This window comes from Nocardia yamanashiensis (assembly GCF_021183565.1).
In the GTDB taxonomy this organism is placed as follows: domain Bacteria; phylum Actinomycetota; class Actinomycetes; order Mycobacteriales; family Mycobacteriaceae; genus Nocardia; species Nocardia yamanashiensis.
This window is the reverse complement of sequence record NZ_CP089226.1, coordinates 5,228,680-5,244,493: the sequence shown is the minus strand read 5'-3', so window position 1 is coordinate 5,244,493 and position 15,814 is coordinate 5,228,680. Positions and strand designations below refer to the sequence as shown.

Here is a 15,814-nt window from a genome sequence, read left to right as displayed (position 1 = left end):
CTCGGGTCGAGAAATAGAACCCGGACATCTACCCCCGGCCGGACGAGGAGCGCAAGCGACGTGACAGAGCAACACGAGACGCCGCCTACTGGCGTCTCCAAGGCTCTGCAGAAGGACATCCCGCAGGCCACGGTGGCCCGGCTGGCCACTTATCTCCGTGTGCTCGCGGTGCTTGCCGACGATGCTGTTGCCATCGTATCGAGTGAGGAACTGGCTGTCGCGGCGGGTGTCGGTTCGGCCAAGTTGCGCAAGGATCTTTCGTTCCTCGGACCCAATGGCGTGCGCGGCGTCGGCTACGACGTGATCAAGCTGCGCGACCGCATCGAGGATGTGCTCGGACTCTCCGAAGGACACCGGGTGGTGCTGGTCGGAGCCGGAAATCTGGGTCGCGCGCTGATCGGGTACGGCGGTTTCCGCCGCCGCGGTTTCGCCATGGTGGGCGTGTTCGACAACGATCCGGCGGTCATCGGCACCGAGATGCCCGGCATCACCGGCGGACTGGTCGTCCGCGATGTGGCCGAATTGCCCGGCGCCATGGCGGCATTGGAGCCGACCATCGCCGTCATCACGGTGCCGGACCGGGCCGCGCAGAGCGTGTGCGATCTGCTGGTGGCCGCGGGCATGCAGCACATCCTGAGCTTCTCCCCGATCGCGCTGGACGCGCCGGCGCACGTGGAGGTGCGGCGCGTGGACCTGGCGGTGGAAATGCAGCTGCTGTCCTTCGAACGGGCCCGCTCGGCCGAATCGGCCGCCGCCGAACTCCGCTCCGTCGACCCGCGCTTGGCGGAGGAACTGGCGGCCGGGGACACGGTGGGCGTGGTGTCGACCCGGTTGACGCGGGTCGCGCCCCAGACTTCTTCGCATGCGGCAGTTCGCCCGTCGGGCGGCACGGAGGCAACCAGCAAGGGAGCGGTGGTCCAGCCATGAGTGTGCTTCTCGTCGGGATATCGCATCGCAGCGCACCCGTCGCGGTGTTGGAGAAGATCGCCATCACCGAGCACGACCGGCCCAAGCTGACCGACAAGATGCTGGCCTCGACCCACGTGTCCGAGGCGATGATCGTGTCCACCTGCAACCGGGTGGAGATCTACGCGGTGGTCGACGCCTTCCACCCGGCGCTGGGCGAGATCAGCGAATTGCTCACCAAGCATTCGGGTCTGGTGCTGCCGGAACTGACCAAGCACGCCTACGTGCGCTACGCCGAGGCCGCCGCCGAGCACCTGTTCGCGGTCGCTTCCGGCCTGGATTCCATGGTGGTCGGCGAACAGCAGGTGCTGAGCCAGATCCGCGCCGCCTACGCCGCCTCGGATTCGCAGCAGGCCGCCGGGCGCACCCTGCACGAACTGGCGCAGACCGCGCTGCGGGTCGGCAAGCGGGTGCATTCGGAGACCGGGATCGACCGGGCCGGCGCGTCCGTCGTGTCGGTGGCCCTGGATCGCGCGCAGCTGGTGCTGGGCCCGCTGGCCGGGCGCACCGCGCTGGTGCTGGGCGCCGGGGCCATGGGCGGTCTGGCCGTCGCGCAGCTGGCGCGCGCCGGGATCGGCAAGATCCTGGTCGCCAACCGCACCTTCGAACGCGCTGAGCGACTGGCCAATACGGCCACCACCATGCACGGCGTCACCGCCGAGGCCGTCGAGCTGGACCGGCTCGCCGAGGCCATGGCCGCCGCCGAGGTCGTCGTCACCTGTACCGGCGCGGTCGGCACCGTGGTGTCGATCGCCGACGTGCACCGCGCGCTGTCCTCGAAGGGCGCGCACGATCAGCTGGTCATCTGCGACCTGGGCCTGCCCCGCGATGTGGAGCACGCGGTGGCCGGGCTGCCGGGCGTGACCGTCATCGACATGGAGACGCTGCAGCGCGATCCGTCGGCCGGCGCGGCCGCCGACGACACCGCCGCCGCGCGCACCATCGTGGCCGACGAGCTGGCCAAATACCTTGCCGGACAGCGCATGGCCGAGGTGACGCCGACCGTGGCGGCGCTCCGGCAGATGGCCGCCGACGTGGTCGAATCGGAATTGCTACGCCTGGATTCCCGACTACCGGGACTCGCATCCACCGATCGCGAGGAAGTTGCCCGTACCGTGCGTCGAGTGGTGGACAAACTGCTGCACGCGCCGACCGTGCGGGTCAAGCAGCTGGCGTCCACGCCGGGCGGCGATAGCTATGCCGAGGCTCTTCGGGAGCTGTTCGAGCTCAAACCCGGTGCGGCCCAAGCGGTCGCCGCGCCCATGGAAATCGCGGCGCCGGCCACCCTGGCCGATGACTTCACCGCCGCCCACCCCGGCGACGAACAGGGGCGAAACGCATGACCACCGAAGCCTTGGTGCACGAAACAGAGGACGCTGTGCGCGAGACGACCGACACTTCCGCCGCGAAGGGCACCGCCGAGAACCCGTGGCGCATCGGCACTCGCGGCAGCCTGCTGGCGCTGACCCAGGCCGGGACCGTGCGCGACGATCTCATCGCCGCCGGCCAGATCGCCGAGCTGATCATCGTGAAGACCGCCGGTGACCAGAACGCCACCGACCCGGTGCAGAAGATCGGCGTCGGCGTGTTCACCGCCGCGCTGCGCGACGAATTGGCTTCCGGCAGCGTCGATATCGCGGTGCACTCGTACAAGGACCTGCCGACCGCGCAGGACCCGCGCTTCACCATCGCCGCGATTCCGCCGCGTGAGGATCCGCGCGACGCGCTGGTCGCCCGCGACGGCCTGGTGCTGGGCGAACTGCCCGCCGGGTCGGTCATCGGCACCTCCGCGCCGCGGCGCTCCGCGCAGTTGAAGGCGCTCGGCCTCGGGGTCGAGATCGTCCCGCTGCGCGGCAATCTCGACACCAGACTTTCCAAGGTCGCCAAGGGTGAACTGGACGCCGTGGTGGTGGCGCGGGCGGGGCTGTCCCGCATCGACCGCCTGGACGCCGTCACCGAGGCGCTGGAGCCGGTGCAGATGCTGCCCGCTCCCGCCCAGGGCGCGCTCGCTGTGGAATGCCGCAGCGAGGACACCGAACTCGTGACCATCCTGTCCGCCCTCGACGATGCCGGCACCCGTGCCGCCATCACCGCGGAGCGGGCGCTGCTGGCCGAACTGGAGGCGGGATGCACCGCCCCGATCGGCGCGCTGGCCGAGGTCGTCGAATCGCTCGACGACGACGGCAGAGTGGTGGACGAACTGTCGCTGCGCGGGTGCGCGGCGGCGATCGACGGCTCGGACGTGATCCGGGCATCGGCGGTCGGCTCGCTCGAGAACGCGGAGCAGCTGGGCCGCGCACTGGCGCGTGAGCTCTTGGAGCTGGGGGCGCGTGAACTGCTCAGTGCACCGGAAGAGCCTGGATCATCAGGCGGCTCACCGGAAGTGGAGCGGTCAGCGGCCGCGGATGACAACGACAGCAGCAGCAATCCCAGCCCAATGGAGAACAACCGATGAGCCGAGCCTCGAAGAAGCACCCTGGTCGGATCCTCTTTGTGGGGTCGGGTCCGGGTGATCCGGCGCTGCTCACCGTGCGGGCCCGCGAGGTCCTGGCCCGGGCCGAGCTGGCGTTCACCGATCCCGATGTGGACAAGGGCGTGCTCGCCCTGATCGGCATCGCCGTGGAACCCGGCCTGGACGGCGAGCGTCCGGTGGACGTGCGTCCCGCGCTCGGTGACGCCGCCGAGGTCGCCAAGACCCTGATCACCGAGGCCCGCAACGGCAACGATGTGGTGCGGCTGGTGTCCGGCGATCCGATGACCACCGATTCGGTCATCCAGGAAGTCAATGCCGTCACCCGTTCGCACATGGTGTTCGAGGTGCTGCCGGGTCTGTCGGCCGGCACCACGGTGCCCGCGTACGCCGGTATCGAGATCGGCTCCAGCCACACCGAGGTCGATGTGCGCGGCGAGGTGGACTGGGCGGCCGTGGCGGCCGCGCCGGGACCGCTGGTGCTGCACGCCACCTCGGGTCACCTGGCCGAAACCGCTTCGGCGCTGGTCGAACACGGAATGGCGCCGCAGACCCCGGTCGCGGTGACCGTGCGCGGCACCACGCGGCAGCAGCGCACCATCGACGCCACCCTGGCGACCCTGAACAACGCCGCCTCCGAGATGGTCGGCCCGCTGGTCGTCACCGTCGGCAAAGAGGTCGAGAAGCGCGCCAAGACCTCCTGGTGGGAGTCGCGGGCGCTGTACGGCTGGACCGTGCTGGTGCCGCGCACCAAGGAGCAGGCCGGTGAGATGAGCGAGAAGCTCGTCATGCACGGCGCCATCCCGATGGAAGTGCCGACCATCGCCGTGGAGCCGCCGCGCTCGCCCGCGCAGATGGAGCGCGCGGTCAAGGGCCTGGTCGACGGCCGCTACCAGTGGGTGGTCTTCACCTCCACCAATGCCGTGCGCGCGGTGTGGGAGAAGTTCGGCGAATTCGGTTTGGACGCCCGCGCTTTCAGCGGCGTCAAGATCGCCTGCGTGGGCGAGGCCACTGCGGAGAAGGTGCGCTCGTTCGGCATCAATCCCGAACTGGTGCCCAGCGGTGAGCAGTCCTCCGAGGGCCTGCTGGCGGACTTCCCGCCCTACGACGACGTTTTCGATCCGGTCAACCGGGTGCTGCTGCCGCGCGCCGATATCGCCACCGAGACCCTCGCCGAGGGCCTGCGCGATCGCGGCTGGGAGATCGACGACGTCACCGCCTATCGCACCGTGCGTGCGTCCCCGCCGCCCGCGGAGACCCGCGAGATGATCAAGACCGGCGGTTTCGACGCGGTGCTGTTCACCTCGTCCTCCACGGTCCGCAACCTGGTCGGCATCGCCGGCAAGCCGCACGCCCGCACCATCGTGGCGTGCATCGGCCCCAAGACCGCCGAAACCGCCATCGAGTTCGGCCTGCGCGTGGATGTGCAGCCCGAGATCGCCCAGGTCGGCCCGCTCGTCGAAGCCCTCGCCGAGCATGCCGCCCACCTGCGCGCCGAGGGCCTGCTGCCCCCGCCCCGCAAGAAGAGCCGTCGCAGCCGCTAGCCGCGAAAGCTCGCCGGAGACATCACGGGCCCCGCATCGAAAGATGCGGGGCCCGTGCGCATTCCGGCCGAAACCACCTCGCTCAGCGCTGAGCCTGCATCATCCGCCGGACCATGCGGCAGGTGGCGTCCGACGGCCAGTGCACGCCGATGCGCTCGGCGGTGTCGCGGATCTTCTCGTTGCCGGCCTGATCCGCGGCGAACGCGCCGGAATCCAGCAGGGCGATGGCCAGGCGCATCGCCTTCAACCGGCGGTTGTGGGCGATGTACCAGGACCGTGGACGTCCGGCCGGCAATGGCTGCTTGGCCAGCGGCATCCACGGATGATCGATGACCTCCCCCTGCTTCGGCACCCCAACTGCCTTGTCGGACAAGCTCTTCACACTTGCGAGCACGACCAATCCTCCCGTCGCGACCCGAGCCCGGCCGATGCCCGACCTCCTCGAACACCACCCGAACTCTCGAACACATCTTCGATTCTACAGGTCGGCACCGACAGAAACCGCTGCTCAACGGCGGGATGATCAACTTGCCGGCCGCCGCCGGAACGCCCTCCGCGCCGATTCCCGCGCGGGCGCGCCGGGCCTGGCGGACGCCGCGCGCACCCGGCCTCGGCGACGGGCATATCATGCGTGCATGACCGGAATGGACCGCCCACGGCGGTTGCGCCGTACCCCCGCGCTACGTCGGCTGGTGGCCGAAACCACGCTCCAGCCACGGCAATTGATCCTCCCCATGTTCGTCGCCGACGGGCTCGCCGAACCGCGCGAGATCTCGTCCATGCCGGGCGTGTACCAGCATTCGATGGATTCGCTGCGCAAGGCGGCGGTGGAGGCGGTCGCGGCGGGCGTCGGCGGGCTCATGCTGTTCGGCGTCCCGAAGCCGGAGGACAAGGATCCGCTGGGCAGTCAGGCCAGCGATCCGGAGGGCATCCTGAATCGGGGCCTGCGCGCGCTGGTGCACGAGGTCGGCGATTCGACGGTGGTCATGGCCGACACCTGCCTGGACGAATTCACCTCGCACGGGCATTGCGGCGTATTGAGCCCCGAGGGCGCGGTCGACAACGACGCGACCCTGCAGCGGTACGTGGATATGGCCTTGGCGCAGGCCGAAACCGGCGCCGATCTGCTCGGCACCAGCGGCATGATGGACGGTCAGGTGGGCGCCATCCGGGCCGGCCTGGACGCGGCCGGCTACGCCGACACCGGCATCCTGGCCTATGCCGCCAAGTACGCGTCGGCGTTCTACGGCCCGTTCCGGGAGGCGGTGGGTTCCTCGCTGGAGGGCGATCGCCGCACCTATCAGCAGGATCCGGCCAATCGCCGCGAGGCCATCCGCGAGCTGGAGCTGGATCTGGCCGAGGGCGCGGACATCGTCATGGTCAAGCCCGCCATGTCCTATCTGGACATTCTGCGCGATGTCGCGGACCGCTCCACGGTGCCGGTGGCGGCGTACCAGATCTCCGGCGAGTACGCGATGATCACCGCCGCCGCGCAGAACGGCTGGATCGACCGCCGTGGCGCCATCCTGGAATCGCTGCTCGGAATCCGCCGTGCCGGCGCGGATATGGTGCTCACCTACTGGGCAACCGAAGCCGCGCACTGGCTTTCGTGATCGCGGGAACCGCTCAGCCGTGAATCCGATCGTGCCCCCGGCGGGCCCGCGACCGTTGCCGGGCCCGCGCCCCGTACCCGAGGACGTCCGCACCGCCGCCCAACTCTGGTGGGCCGCACTGCTTCTGGGTGTCGTGCAACTGACCGCCACCTTGATCTCGCAATTCGGTCAGCGCCGCGAGCTGGCCGCCAAGATGCTCGACCAGCTGCGCGAGCAACAGCCCGCCATCACCGAGGCGCAGGTGCAGATGTGGACCGTGGTGCTGCTGGTGGTGATGGCCTTCTTCTGGCTGATCCTCACCGGCGCGGCGGCCGCCCTGGTGTATCTCATGCGGCACGGCAAGAATTGGGCGCGTGCGATTCTCACCGCGCTGGCGGTGTTCCTGACCCTCGGCGCGCTCGGCACCCTCTTCGCGCCGGGCAGCGGTATGCCGGGCGTGATCGGAGCGGTCGCGGGCGGGGCCGGGATCGTGCAGTCGGTGGCCGCCTGCGGAGCCGTATTCCTTTGCTATCGAAAGGAATCCGAGCAGTACTTCCGGCCGGTAGCACACTGAAGACCCTGGAGTTTGTTACAGGCCTACTAACCGGTATGGTGAGGGTTGTCACAGAGAATTCCGGAACCGGATACCGGATGCCCGCCGTTGAGGTAAGGCGCCTTCGTCTCCGGAGTTCTGCTCGAGAGTGGAGGCAACGATGCGAGTGGTGATCCAGCAGCCACACAGTCTGCGGCGCGACGTCATGGCGTTCAGTCTGCTTTTCCTCTTCGGACTGCTCACTCTCGCCGTACTTCTGCTTCCGGGTCTCGTCGGCTGACCCCTATGCCCGTAATGTGCGGCCTATGAGTGAGGCTGGAGCCCCCGCGGCCGTACTGTTCGCCGAACCCGGCGCACGCTGGCGCACCATCGCGTACGGACCGGCGCTGTGCGGGATCATCCTGGTACTGGAGCTGATTCGCGGCGGTGACGTGCACTGGTTCGGCCTGGTCTTCTGCGCGGTGCTGCTGGGTGGGTTCGTGTGGTTGCAGGTGATCGCCGGGCGGCGTCACATCAGCGTCGAACTCACCGCCGACACGCTGCGCGAAGGCACCGAAGTCGTGTCGCTGGGCGACATCGCCGAAGTGTTGCCGGAGCCGGACGAACAGTCCTGGGATGATGAGGACTGGGAATCGGCGCGGGCGCTCGGGGAACTCACCGGAGTGCCGCGGCGGCGCAAGGGTTTCGGGCTGAAGCTGCGCGACGGTTCGCTGGTGCAGGCGTGGGCGCGGGATCACCGGACGCTGCGGGCGGAACTGACCGCGGCGCTGGAACGGCGCGACGGGGCGCCGGAGCCGGTCGCGGACGACCGGTCCGGAGCCGGACTGCCGGAAGCCGGCGTCGAGCTGAGCAAGCCGAGCGGTGACGAGGAGAAGGAGGCGCGGTGATGCGGTGGCTCGCCGTGCTGGCCGAGGTCGTGCTGGTGCCGCTGCTGGGGTTCGCGGCGGTGTGGTGCTGGCGCAACGGGATTCACACCGGCTGGTTCAAGCCGGCCGGGGAGACACCGGGATTCACCGCCACCCGCTATTCGGGGCCCTGGCTGGCGTGTGCCGCGCTGCTGGTGACGGTGGCCGGGGTGATCTTCATCGATGTGCTGAGCCGGGTCTATCGCCTGGCCCGCTGACCGCGTGCGGGGCGACACGCCCGGCGAGGTGCGCGAAGTGATCGTTTCGGCGGGCGCTCGGGGGTGCATGGGCGGAGAATGGATCGCATGAGGAGCCCATATCTCGTCCCGATATCCTGGCTCGACTACCTGCCGCCGCAGCTCAACTGCCTGTTCTCCACGGGCTGGGCGGCATTCTGCATCGGGCTACCGCTGTCCTGATCCGCGGAATTCAGTTCCAGCTCTGGTAAACATCCAGCACTCGGCCCCCGCGGGTGCCCGGAGCGTTGAGGAACATGACCACGGTGCCGTCCGGATGCTGGGCGGCCTCCATGACGACCTGCCGCAATGACGCGTGCACGCCGCCGTTGTCGTCCTTGTAGATCTGCGTCTCCTGATGCAGGCCCGCGCCCATGCGGCTCAGCGGCACCACCATGCTGACCACCGCGGGAGCCGGACCGCCGGCGAACGCGGCGGTCTCGTCGTGCGACAGATGCATCCCGATCCGGCCCTGATCGAGCTGCACGATCGGTGCGCCCGCACACGCCTGACCGGTACCGATCACGCCCGCGACCGCAACGGCCGCAACCATTCCGACTCCGAACCGCACGACCCGCATACCGTCGCTCCCACTCTCGCCGCAGACCCCTTCTGGAGCCGAGATTACGCATCGGCAACCTTCCAGCGATCTATCTCGCGTCGAACCAATTTCCGGCGTGTTGCGTTCGCCCGCGCCACCTTCGGTGAACGGGCCGTTCCGGTGCATCGCCGCAGGCAGGTGGCGGTGAGGTAGGCGCGTGTGGTGCGGGGAGCCGGCGTTCCCGGCCGTAGGAGATGCGGCGCGCCGATCGGGGTGGGAGGATGGCGGGTTGCTGTGGGACAGGACACTCGACTACACCCTGTCGTCGACGGGGGAGGGGGCGGCTGAGAGACTGGGTGCCGTGAGTTCTTCTCCGCGTGTGAGCCAGGCATCGGTGCCGGTCTCGGCCCAACTCTTCGAACGCGCCGCGGCGGTGATCCCGGGTGGTGTGAACTCGCCCGTGCGGGCGTTCAAATCCGTGGGCGGGACACCGCGATTCATCGCGTCGGCACAGGGGTGCACGCTGACCGACGCGGACGGGAACGACTATGTCGACCTCGTCTGTTCGTGGGGGCCGATGATTCTCGGCCACGCGCATCCGGCGGTCGTCGAGGCCGTGCGGTCCGCGGCGACCAAGGGCCTGTCCTTCGGCGCGCCGACCGAAGCCGAGATCGAACTGGCCGAGGCCATCGCGGCGCGGGTGGATCCCGTCGAGCGGGTGCGGCTGGTGAACTCCGGCACCGAGGCCACCATGAGCGCGGTCCGGCTGGCGCGCGGGTTCACCGGGCGGTCCAAGATCGTCAAGTTCAGCGGTTGCTATCACGGGCACGTGGACGCGCTGCTGGCCGACGCCGGCTCGGGCGTGGCGACGCTGGGGCTGCCGACCTCGCCGGGCGTCACCGGTGCGCAGGCCGCGGACACCATCGTGCTGCCGTACAACGATCTCGAGGCCGTGGCCGCCGCGTTCGCCGCGAATCCCGGTGAGATCGCCTGCGTCATCACCGAAGCCGCCGCGGGGAACATGGGCGCGGTCGCGCCGCTGCCCGGATTCAATGCGGGGCTGCGCGACATCGCGCACGCCAACGGCGCGCTGCTCATCATGGACGAGGTCATGACCGGCTTCCGGGTGAGCGCCTCGGGTTGGTACGGCATCGACGGCGTCGCCGGTGACCTCTACACCTTCGGCAAGGTCATGTCCGGTGGTCTGCCCGCCGCCGCGTTCGGCGGTCGCGCCGACATCATGAACCACCTGGCCCCGCTCGGCCCGGTCTATCAGGCCGGCACGCTGTCCGGTAATCCGGTCGCCGTCGCCGCCGGACTCGCGACCCTGCGCACCGCCGACGCCGAGGTCTACGCGGCGCTGAATCGCAATTCCGAGCGCCTGGGCAAGCTGCTCGGCGCGGCCCTGGACGCCGAAGGCGTCCCGCACCATGTGCAATTCGCGGGCAATATGGTGAGCGTGTTCTTCGCCGAGAACCCGGTCACCGACTACACCGCCGCCAAGGCGAGTCAGACCTGGCGTTTCCCCGCTTTCTTCCACGCCCTGCTCGACAGCGGCGTGTACGCGCCCCCGAGCGCGTTCGAAGCCTGGTTCGTCTCGGCCGCGCTCGACGAGAACGCTTTCGACCGCATCGCCGCCGCCCTCCCCGCCGCCGCGCGCGCCGCGGCGGCCGCCACCCCCGAAGGATCCGCCGCGTGAGCTCCACCCAGCAGCCAGACACCGGAATCCCCGCCCCCGCCCCCCACGAGGCCCCGCTCTCCGCCACCGAAGCCGCCCGCCTCCTCGACTCCATCCGCCAGGCCGAAGCCGAACTCGCCGAAACCGGCGAGCAGATCGCCGTCGCTCCGGCCGAAACCGCCACCCCCGCAACGGATTCGGCCGCCGCGGCAGAGGCCGAAACCGCCCAGCCGAAGGCCGAAGTCTCCGGGACCGAGGCCGACGCGGCCGAAATCGCGGCAGCAGCCGCCGATTCGGCGCCGGCGGGAGCGGGCGATTCCGCGGACGCGGACGTTGTGGATGAGCGAGTCGAGACCTCCGCCACCGCGGCGTCCGAGGTCGTTGCCGCTGCGGCGGACGCCGATGCCGACGGCGTGGCCGAAGCGGCCGACATTGTTTCCGGCGCGGAGGATGTGGCTGCCGCGACGAGTGTCGCTGCGGCAGAGGATGCCGACGAGGCCGGGGAAGAGTCGGCGGTCGAGGCTGCCGAGACCGATCGGGAGGCGGCGGAGGCTGCTGCGGCCGGTCGGGAGGTGGCGGAGGCTGCTGCGGCCGGTCGGGAGGCGGGTGAATCCGTTTTGACGGCAAGTGGATTCACGTTGCCCGGGGATGTCGCGGAGGACGTGGAGACCATCGTGCATGTGATGCGGCACGGTGAGGTGCACAATCCGAAGGGGATTCTGTACGGGCGGTTGCCCGGGTTCCAGTTGTCGGTGACGGGGCGGGCGCAGGCGCAGGCCGTGGCGCGGTCGCTGGCCGATCACGATGTCGCGCTGGTGGTGGCTTCGCCGTTGCAGCGGGCGCAGGAGACCGCGGAACCCGTTGCGGCGCAGCACGGGGTGATCATCCGGACGGACGAGAACCTGATCGAGGCGGGGAACATCTTCGAGGGGCTGCGGGTGGCCGTGGGGGACGGCGCGCTGCGGCAGCCCCGGCATTGGTGGAAGCTGCGGGATCCGTTCACGCCGTCCTGGGGTGAGCCGTACCTGCAGATCGCGCATCGCATGCTGGCCGCGGTGAACAAGGCGCGGGTCGAGGCCGCCGGGCGCGAGGCCGTGCTGGTCTCGCATCAGCTGCCGGTGTGGACCCTGCGCCGGTTCCTGCAGGGGCAGCGACTGTGGCACGACCCGCGCAACCGGCAGTGCTCGCTCGCCTCGCTGACTTCGCTGGTCTACCAGGGCGATACGTTGATCGACATCGTCTACTCGGAGCCCGCCGGGACCTCCGATCCCAAGGTGTTCGGGGCATGAGACGCGCCATCGCGTCCCTGCTGGCGGGCGTCGCCGTGGTGGCGGCGCTCGCGGGCTGCTCGACCGCCGGTAAGGACGCGGTGGCGCAGGGCGGCACCTTCGATTTCGTGTCGCCGGGCGGTAAGACCGACATCTATTACGATCCGCCGGAATCACGCGGCACCATCGGCAAGCTCGCCGGCCCGGATCTGATGACCGCCGGGAAGACCACCTCGGTGGACGACTTCCCGGGCAAGGTCGTCGTCGTCAATCTGTGGGGCCAGTGGTGCGGCCCGTGCCGCGCGGAAGCGCCCGCGCTGGAACAGGTTTACGAGGCGTACAAGGACAAGGGCGTCGCCTTCCTGGGCATCAATGTCCGGGACAACCAGCAGGACAAGGCGCAGGACTTCGTGACCGACAACAAGGTCGGCTACCCGTCCATCTACGACCCGTCCATGCGCAGCCTGCTCGCGCTCGGCGGCAAGTTCCCCACCAGCGTCATCCCGACCACCATCGTGCTGGACAAGCAGCATCGCGTCGCCGCGGTCTACCTGCGCTCGCTGCTCGCCGAGGATCTGCAGCCGATCCTGGACAAGCTCACCGGAGAACAGTCGTGACCGATGTGACAGTGCTGGCGAGCGTGGGACAGTCGTTCCAGGACACCGCCGCCACCGGACCGCTGCTGCTCGCCCTCGGCGCGTGCGTGCTGGCCGGCCTGGTGTCGTTCGCGTCCCCGTGCGTGGTGCCGCTGGTGCCGGGCTACCTGTCCTATCTGGCGGGCGTGGTCGGGGCCGAGGCGCCGCCGGTGACCGTCGAATCCGCCAGGCGCACAGCCACTCTCGAACGCCGGGGCCGCTTGCGGGTGGCCGGTGCGGCGGGCCTGTTCGTGGCCGGATTCACCGTGGTGTTCGTGCTCGCGTCGGCCACCGTGTTCGGCGCCATCAACGCGCTCAATGTGAATCGTGAACTGCTGACCCGCATCGGCGGCGTGGTGACCATCGTGATGGGCCTGGCCTTCATCGGCCTCATCCCGGCCCTGCAGCGCGACACCCGCATGGAGCCGCGGCGATTGAGCGGCCTGGTCGGCGCACCCCTGCTCGGCGCGGTCTTCGCGCTCGGCTGGACCCCCTGCCTCGGCCCCACCCTGTCCGGCGTGATGGCCGTGTCCGCGGGCACCGAGGGCACCACCGCCGTGCGCGGCGTCGCCCTCATCGTGGCCTACTGCCTGGGCCTGGGCCTGCCCTTCGTGATCCTGGCGTTCGGCTCGGCCACCGCATTGCGCGGGGTGGGCTGGCTGCGCCGCAATTCCCGCACCATTCAGGTGATCGGCGGCATCCTGCTGGTGGCCGTCGGCTTCGCCCTGGTGACCGGGGCCTGGGACCAGTTCGTGTCCTGGGTCCGTGACGCCTTCGTCTCGAATGTGACCCTGCCGATCTGATGACCGTGACCGCCGAAACCCCCGCCCCGAATCCCGTTCGCCCGCCGCGCCAATCGCCGCTGGGCCGGGTGATCGCCCTGCTGCGCAATACCTGGCGCGGGCTCACCAGCATGCGCACCGCGCTCATGCTGCTGTTCCTGCTGGCGCTGGCCGCCATCCCCGGCGCACTGCTGCCGCAGCGGAGCCTGAACGCGCAGAAGGTCGATCAGTACATCGCGGACCGCCCGACCCTGGGCCCGTGGATGGACCGGCTCGAACTGTTCGACGTGTTCTCCAGTTTCTGGTTCACGGCCGTCTATGTGCTGCTGTTCGTTTCGCTGGTGGGCTGCATCCTGCCGCGCGTGCTCGATCACTACCGGGCGCTGCGCACGCCGCCGGTCAAGGCCCCGCGCAACCTGTCTCGCCTGCCGCATCACTTCGAGGGCGGCGACACCGCCACCCCCGACGAGGTCGTCGAGCGCGTCCGCAAGGGCCTGCGCGGCTGGCGCGTGGTGGTGCAGCCGGGCAATCGCGAAGGGGAAGTAACCCTTTCGGCCGAGAAGGGCTATTCGCGCGAACTCGGCAACCTGGTCTTCCATCTGGCGCTGGTCGGGCTGCTGGCGGCCATCGCCATCGGCAAGCTGTTCGGGTACGAGGGCAATGTGGTGGTCATCGCCGACGACGGCCCCGGTTTCTGCACCACCTCCCCGGCGGTCTTCGACTCCTTCCGGGCCGGCAATGTCAACGACGGCACCGGCCTGACGCCGATGTGCGTGCGGGTCAAGAACTTCAAGGCCGATTACCTGCCCAACGGCCAGGCCGAGATGTTCACCTCCGACCTGCAGTACCAGGCCGGCGACGACCTCAGCACCGGCACCTGGCGTGACACCTCCGTGCAGGTCAACCATCCGCTGCGGCTGGCGGGCGATCGAATCTACCTGCAGGGCCACGGTTTCGCGCCCACCTTCACGGTGACCTTCCCGAACGGCCAGACCCGCACCGAGACCATTCAGTGGAAGCCGGACGACGCCACCACCTTCCTGTCCTCGGGCGTGCTGCGCATCGATCCGCCGGGCGGCATGTATCCGAACGAAGCCGAGCGCCGCAAGCACCAGGTCGCGATCCAGGGCCTGTTCGCGCCGACCGCGCTGCTGCACGGTTCGCTGCTGACCTCGCGCTATCCGGCCATGACGGATCCGATGGTGGCCGTGGACATCTACCGCGGCGAGACCGGCCTGGACACCGGCCGGGCGCAGTCGCTGTTCTCGCTGGATCCGGAGATGATCAAGCAGGGCCGCCTGACCAAGGAACAGCGCGTCAATCTGAAGCCCGGTGAGGGCGCGACCCTCGCCGACGGCACCAAGGTCACCTTCGACGGCGCGAAAGAGTTCGTGAACCTGCAGGTCTCGCACGATCCGGCGCAGCAGTGGGTGCTGGTCAGCGCCTTGACCATGATGGCCGGCCTGCTGGGTTCGCTGCTGATCAAGCGCCGCCGCATCTGGTTGCGCGTCTACCCCGCCGCGGAGCCTTCCGAAAAACGACGTACCGTAGTAGAAATGGGCGGACTGGCCCGCACCGACCAAGCCGGTTGGGGCGGCGAATTCGATCGCCTGCGTGAGCGGCTGCTGACCGACAACCCGGGAGAGAAGTAATGCCGATCGACGAGACTCTCGCGTCCTACAGCGATCTCGCCTTCAAGTCGGCCATCGTGATCTACGCGCTGGTCTGCCTGATGCTCATCTGGCAGTTCGCCGTCACCCGCACGGTTCCCGAGACCGCCCGCAAGCTGGTCACGGTCGGCGGCGGCGCCGGCGAGGACACCCCGCCGCCCGCCGATGTGCCCGGCAAGGTGGTGCGCACCGGCCGCCCGCCGCGCCCGTTCCCGGAACGCCTGGGCAATATGGCTTTCGCGGTGCTGTTCGTCGCCTTCGGCCTGCACGCGGCCTCGATCGTGTTGCGCGGCTTCGCGACCCACCGCTTCCCGCTCGGCAATATGTACGAGTTCGTCAGCATGGCCTGCGCGGCCGCCGTCGGCCTCGGTCTGGTGCTGCTGCGCGATCAGCGCTACCGCGGCATGTGGGCGTTCCTGCTGCTGCCGGTGCTCATCCTGATGTTCCTGGCGGGCACCGTCCTGCACGCCGACGCGGCCCCGGTGGTCCCGGCGCTCAAGTCGTACTGGCTCCCGGTGCACGTCACCGTGGTCTCGATCGGCAGTGGCGTGTTCCTGGTGTCGGGCGTGGCGAGCCTGCTGTTCCTGTTCCGCCTGCGGCAGCCCGCGGGCGGGGAATCATCCTCTCTGCTCGGCAATCTGGCCCGCCGCCTGCCCGATGCCCAGACCCTGGACCGGCTGGCGTACCGCACCACCATCATCGGTTTCCCGATCTTCGGCGCGGGCGTCATCCTGGGCGCCATCTGGGCCGAGGCGGCGTGGGGCCGCTTCTGGGGCTGGGACCCGAAGGAGACGGTCTCCTTCATCGCCTGGGTCCTCTACGCCGCGTACCTGCACGCCCGCGCGACTTCCGGCTGGCGAGACACCAAGGCCGCGTGGATCAATGTGGCAGGTTTCGTAGCCATGCTGTTCAACCTGTTCATCATCAATATCGTGGTGAGCGGTCTGCACAGCTACGCGGGCCTGAACTAGTCC

General features: G+C 69.4%; 16 protein-coding genes. 14 read left to right on the top strand and 2 right to left on the bottom strand.

Going from position 1 to position 15,814, the window contains the following annotated elements; translation table 11 throughout:
- Nucleotides 1-60: 60 nt before the first annotated feature.
- The 4 genes from LTV02_RS24630 to LTV02_RS24615 are packed head-to-tail and all read left to right on the top strand — an operon-like array spanning nt 61 to nt 4,980.
- Entirely contained in the window at nt 61-927 is an 867-nt protein-coding gene (locus LTV02_RS24630; protein WP_233034140.1) for a redox-sensing transcriptional repressor Rex, read from the top strand.
- Nucleotides 924-2,309 (top strand): glutamyl-tRNA reductase, encoded by a 1,386-nt coding sequence (locus tag LTV02_RS24625; RefSeq protein ID WP_067716642.1) that lies wholly within the window; start codon nt 924-926, stop codon nt 2,307-2,309. Before LTV02_RS24630 ends, LTV02_RS24625 begins: the two co-directional genes overlap by 4 nt.
- A complete protein-coding gene (gene hemC / locus LTV02_RS24620; protein WP_084535219.1) occupies nt 2,306-3,421 on the top strand; it encodes a hydroxymethylbilane synthase in 1,116 nt (371 codons plus the stop codon). The genes LTV02_RS24625 and hemC overlap by 4 nt, the downstream gene beginning before the upstream one ends.
- Nucleotides 3,418-4,980, top strand: a complete 1,563-nt coding sequence (locus LTV02_RS24615; RefSeq protein ID WP_067716640.1) for a bifunctional uroporphyrinogen-III C-methyltransferase/uroporphyrinogen-III synthase — start codon at nt 3,418-3,420, stop codon at nt 4,978-4,980. Before hemC ends, LTV02_RS24615 begins: the two co-directional genes overlap by 4 nt.
- Before the next feature lie 82 nt (nt 4,981-5,062).
- Here the strand turns inward: LTV02_RS24615 and LTV02_RS24610 are convergent, their stop codons facing one another.
- A complete protein-coding gene (locus tag LTV02_RS24610) occupies nt 5,063-5,374 on the bottom strand; it encodes a hypothetical protein (protein WP_067716637.1) in 312 nt (103 codons plus the stop codon).
- Between the two features lie 241 nt (nt 5,375-5,615).
- Between LTV02_RS24610 and hemB the strand changes: the two genes are divergently transcribed.
- The 4 genes from hemB to LTV02_RS24590 all read left to right on the top strand — a co-directional run bounded on the left by hemB (nt 5,616) and on the right by LTV02_RS24590 (nt 8,248).
- On the top strand, nt 5,616-6,593 hold the full coding sequence (hemB, locus tag LTV02_RS24605; protein ID WP_233034139.1) for a porphobilinogen synthase: 978 nt from the start codon (nt 5,616-5,618) through the stop codon (nt 6,591-6,593).
- A 19-nt stretch (nt 6,594-6,612) separates the two neighbouring features.
- A complete protein-coding gene (locus tag LTV02_RS24600; protein ID WP_233034138.1) occupies nt 6,613-7,146 on the top strand; it encodes a hypothetical protein in 534 nt (177 codons plus the stop codon).
- Between the two features lie 284 nt (nt 7,147-7,430).
- Nucleotides 7,431-8,012: a hypothetical protein gene (locus tag LTV02_RS24595; RefSeq protein ID WP_233034137.1), complete on the top strand. Its 582-nt coding sequence runs from the start codon at nt 7,431-7,433 to the stop codon at nt 8,010-8,012.
- On the top strand, nt 8,012-8,248 hold the full coding sequence (locus LTV02_RS24590) for a hypothetical protein (RefSeq protein WP_067716629.1): 237 nt from the start codon (nt 8,012-8,014) through the stop codon (nt 8,246-8,248). The genes LTV02_RS24595 and LTV02_RS24590 overlap by 1 nt, the downstream gene beginning before the upstream one ends.
- A 211-nt stretch (nt 8,249-8,459) precedes the next feature.
- On the opposite strand, the gene LTV02_RS24585 is transcribed toward LTV02_RS24590, so the two are convergent.
- Entirely contained in the window at nt 8,460-8,819 is a 360-nt protein-coding gene (locus tag LTV02_RS24585; RefSeq protein ID WP_084535240.1) for a hypothetical protein, read from the bottom strand.
- A gap of 349 nt (nt 8,820-9,168) precedes the next feature.
- Between LTV02_RS24585 and hemL the strand changes: the two genes are divergently transcribed.
- The 6 genes from hemL (at nt 9,169) to ccsB (ending at nt 15,811) form a co-directional block, all read left to right on the top strand.
- Entirely contained in the window at nt 9,169-10,506 is a 1,338-nt protein-coding gene (gene hemL / locus LTV02_RS24580) for a glutamate-1-semialdehyde 2,1-aminomutase (RefSeq protein ID WP_233034135.1), read from the top strand.
- Between the two features lie 662 nt (nt 10,507-11,168).
- The gene (locus LTV02_RS24575; protein ID WP_067716982.1) at nt 11,169-11,774 is read left to right on the top strand and encodes a histidine phosphatase family protein; all 606 of its coding nucleotides are present in this window, start codon (nt 11,169-11,171) and stop codon (nt 11,772-11,774) included.
- Nucleotides 11,771-12,370 (top strand): TlpA disulfide reductase family protein, encoded by a 600-nt coding sequence (locus LTV02_RS24570; protein WP_233034134.1) that lies wholly within the window; start codon nt 11,771-11,773, stop codon nt 12,368-12,370. Before LTV02_RS24575 ends, LTV02_RS24570 begins: the two co-directional genes overlap by 4 nt.
- A gap of 5 nt (nt 12,371-12,375) precedes the next feature.
- Nucleotides 12,376-13,191 (top strand): cytochrome c biogenesis CcdA family protein, encoded by an 816-nt coding sequence (locus LTV02_RS24565; protein WP_233041694.1) that lies wholly within the window; start codon nt 12,376-12,378, stop codon nt 13,189-13,191.
- Nucleotides 13,191-14,822 (top strand): cytochrome c biogenesis protein ResB, encoded by a 1,632-nt coding sequence (gene resB, locus LTV02_RS24560; protein ID WP_233034133.1) that lies wholly within the window; start codon nt 13,191-13,193, stop codon nt 14,820-14,822. Before LTV02_RS24565 ends, resB begins: the two co-directional genes overlap by 1 nt.
- The gene (gene ccsB, locus LTV02_RS24555) at nt 14,822-15,811 is read left to right on the top strand and encodes a c-type cytochrome biogenesis protein CcsB (protein ID WP_233034132.1); all 990 of its coding nucleotides are present in this window, start codon (nt 14,822-14,824) and stop codon (nt 15,809-15,811) included. The genes resB and ccsB overlap by 1 nt, the downstream gene beginning before the upstream one ends.
- The last annotated feature ends 3 nt before the right edge of the window (nt 15,812-15,814 follow it).

Bases quoted from the DNA above. Each gene is read 5' to 3' on its own strand.
- LTV02_RS24625 (WP_067716642.1), top strand. From the start codon at position 924: ATGAGTGTGCTTCTCGTCGGGATATCGCATCGCAGCGCACCCGTCGCG.
- hemC (WP_084535219.1), top strand. From the start codon at position 2,306: ATGACCACCGAAGCCTTGGTGCACGAAACAGAGGACGCTGTGCGCGAG.
- LTV02_RS24615 (WP_067716640.1), top strand. From the start codon at position 3,418: ATGAGCCGAGCCTCGAAGAAGCACCCTGGTCGGATCCTCTTTGTGGGG.
- hemB (WP_233034139.1), top strand. From the start codon at position 5,616: ATGACCGGAATGGACCGCCCACGGCGGTTGCGCCGTACCCCCGCGCTA.
- LTV02_RS24595 (WP_233034137.1), top strand. From the start codon at position 7,431: ATGAGTGAGGCTGGAGCCCCCGCGGCCGTACTGTTCGCCGAACCCGGC.
- LTV02_RS24590 (WP_067716629.1), top strand. From the start codon at position 8,012: ATGCGGTGGCTCGCCGTGCTGGCCGAGGTCGTGCTGGTGCCGCTGCTG.
- LTV02_RS24585 (WP_084535240.1), bottom strand. From the start codon at position 8,819: ATGGTTGCGGCCGTTGCGGTCGCGGGCGTGATCGGTACCGGTCAGGCG.
- LTV02_RS24575 (WP_067716982.1), top strand. From the start codon at position 11,169: ATGCGGCACGGTGAGGTGCACAATCCGAAGGGGATTCTGTACGGGCGG.
- LTV02_RS24570 (WP_233034134.1), top strand. From the start codon at position 11,771: ATGAGACGCGCCATCGCGTCCCTGCTGGCGGGCGTCGCCGTGGTGGCG.
- resB (WP_233034133.1), top strand. From the start codon at position 13,191: ATGACCGTGACCGCCGAAACCCCCGCCCCGAATCCCGTTCGCCCGCCG.
- ccsB (WP_233034132.1), top strand. From the start codon at position 14,822: ATGCCGATCGACGAGACTCTCGCGTCCTACAGCGATCTCGCCTTCAAG.